The sequence below is a fragment of the Azohydromonas lata genome (assembly GCF_034427735.1).
Lineage (GTDB): Bacteria > Pseudomonadota > Gammaproteobacteria > Burkholderiales > Burkholderiaceae_C > Azohydromonas > Azohydromonas lata.
Window position 1 is genome coordinate 1 of sequence record NZ_JAXOJX010000157.1, and the last position, 2,785, is coordinate 2,785.

Annotated in this window: 1 protein-coding gene; it reads left to right on the forward strand. The window is 71.9% G+C overall.

The genetic code is table 11. From position 1 onward, the window contains the following. Positions 1-2,418 (forward strand): putative Ig domain-containing protein (locus tag SM757_RS34690; RefSeq protein ID WP_322468822.1); only part of this gene is annotated, 2,418 nt, incomplete at its 5' end. Positions 2,419-2,785: the final 367 nt, after the last annotated feature.

Consider the following 2,785-nt stretch of genomic DNA (forward strand, 5'->3'; position numbering starts at 1 on the left):
GTGGAAGGGCAGCTCGCGCTGGGCGGCGATGGCCTGAAGGCGGTGTCGCTGTCAAGCACGGATGCGGCGGGCAACCGCAGCACCGGTACGGCCAGCTTCACGCTGGACGCCACGGCGCCCGAGGCGCCGGCGCTGCTGCTGTCCTCCGACACCGGCGCCTCGGCCATCGACTGGCTTACCGGCAGCACGGTGTTGAGCCTGAGCGGCAGCGCCGAGGCCGGCACCACCGTGACGGTGGACTGGGGCGACGGCGGCACCGCGCCGGTGGTGCTGCGCGACGGCACGGCTTGGCGCATCGACGACCGCACCTTGGCCAGCGGCCGCTACACGGTCACCGTCACCGTCTCCGACGCCGCGGGCAACTCCAGCCGCAGCGTGCGCGTGCTGGCGGTGGACGCCGTGGCGCCGAGCGTGACGCCGCACGCGATCGGCGTCAGCGGCGCCACGGGCACCAACGGCGCCTTCCGCATCGGCGACACCGTCACCGTCACCTGGGCCGACAAGGCCCCCGGCGGCGACCGCAACACCGACGCCATCACCGGCGTGACGGCGGACTTCAGCGGCTTCGGCGGCGGCCGTGCCGTAGCCGCCACGCTGTCGGGCGGCGTGTGGAGCGCGAGCTACACCCTCGTCGAGGGCAGCATCGAGGCCAGCGGCCGCAGCGTGTCTGTGACGGCCACCGACGCCGCGGGCAACGCCACCACCACGGTGGACGACGCACCGCTGGTGGTGGACACCACGCGTCCGCGCGTGGGCGCCACGACGTTGTGGGTGGACGAGAACGCGCCGGCCGGCACCGTCGTCGGTTCGCTCGGCACCCCCGGCCAGGGCTGGAACTACGCGCTGCTGGACGACGCGGGCGGGCGCTTCGCCATCGACGCGGCCAGCGGCGTGGTCACGGTGGCTCGCGGCGCGGTGCTCGACTTCGAGGGCGCCACCCGCCATGGCGTGAAGGTGCGCGTGACCGACGCGGCCGGCAACACGGCCGACGCGGTGGTGACGGTGGAGGTGACGGACCTCAACGAGGCGCCGCAGCAGGCCGCCGAAGTGGGCAACCAGGACGCCACCGAAAACCAGCCCTTCAGCTTCACGCTGCCGGCGGGCGCGTTCACCGACGTGGACCACGGTGACGTCCTGACGTACTCGGCCACACTGACCAGCGGCAATGCGCTGCCCGCGTGGCTGAGCTTTGACCCGGCCACGCGCGCTTTCTCCGGCACGCCGAGCGACGGCGATGTGGGCGCGGTGGCGGTGCGGCTGGTGGTGCGCGACCGGACCGGCGCGGAAGTCCGGACCACCTTCGTGCTGAAGGTGTCCAACGTCGGCGACGCCCCGCAAGGCGAGGTGAAGCTTAGCGGCACGCCGCTGGAAGGCCTGAAGCTCGTCGCCGGCAACACGCTGAGCGACGTCGACGGCATGGGCGCGGTGAGCTACCGCTGGCAGTCCTCGGCCGACGGCGAGACCTGGAGCGACGTCGTTGGGGCCACCGGCAGCGAGCTGGTGGTTTCCGGCCAGCTCGTGGGCCGCTACCTGCGCGTGGTGGCGAGCTACACCGACGACTTCGGCACGGTCACGGAAGTGGCCAGCGAGCGCACGGCCAAAGTCGTGAAGCCCACGGTGCCGCCGCCGCCTGAACCGGCTCCAGCCCCCGCTCCCGCGCTGGCGCCTGCTCCAGCACCTGCACCGGCGCCTGTACCAGCCCCGGCACCAGCTCCCACGCCCAGCTTCCTACCGCCGGGTTCGGCGCTGGGCACTCCCAACCTCGGCAACCTCACGGGCAGCGACACGCCGCTGCTCGCACTGGCCGCTGCGCCTGCGCCCGCATTCCAGAACACGGGCGACAACGGGCAGGGCCAGCGCCAGCTCACACAGACCGGCGACGGCAGCAGCTACCGCGTGGTGGTGTTGCCCGCCAGCTCGGCGCTGGGCGACGGCGGGCTGGTGCTCAACCGCGGCGTAGGCGACCAAGTGGTGACGGCGGTGGCCGGCACGCCGGTGCAGATCACCATCCCGGCCGACGCGTTCGCGCACACCAATCCCAACGCGGTGGTGGCGCTCAGCGCGCGCCAGGCCAGCGGCGAGGCCCTGCCCCCGTGGCTGAGCTTCGACGCGGCCACCGGCAAGTTCACCGTGCGCAGCGCGCCGGGCGAGCGCCGCACGGTGGAGGTGCGCGTGGAGGCCAGCGACGGTCAGCGGGTCGTGGTCACGACATTCAAGATCACCGTGGGTGGCACCACGCCGCGCGGCAGCGTGCCGCGCGGCGCGCTGCTGGAGCCCGCGGGCCGTCCGGGCCTGACGGCGCAGCTGCGCCTGGCGGCACAGCGCCATGCGCTGCCGGCGGAGCGCATGGACCGGCTGGGCGCATGGCTGGCCCAGCGGCCCGCGCCTGTGCCGGCGGTGGAGAAGGTGAAGGGGTGATAGGGTAAGGCTGTCGTTTATCGAGCCGGTGGCGCAGGTGCGAGTAAATGCGCGCCAGCATGTCCCACAGGTAGGCCCACGGGTCCAGACCGTTTGCGTCCAAGCGTTGCTGACGCAGTCAAACGCCTAGCTTCCCAGGTCGGTACTGCCCAAGGCTTCTTGCTGTAGTTGCTACCGCTGCGCTCGCAAGGCACTCGATCTTGAAGTTGCGTTCATGGCGCCGTTGTCTTGCTGCTTTGCTTTGCCAGGCAAAACCACGGTCCTAAGCAAGCCAAGCGCCGGTACAACGCTGCACGCCGCCTAAGTTGCCTGTAGGCAGTTGAGCTGCCGTATGGTCGTGCAAGCGGCCAGCACAACATGCGGATCG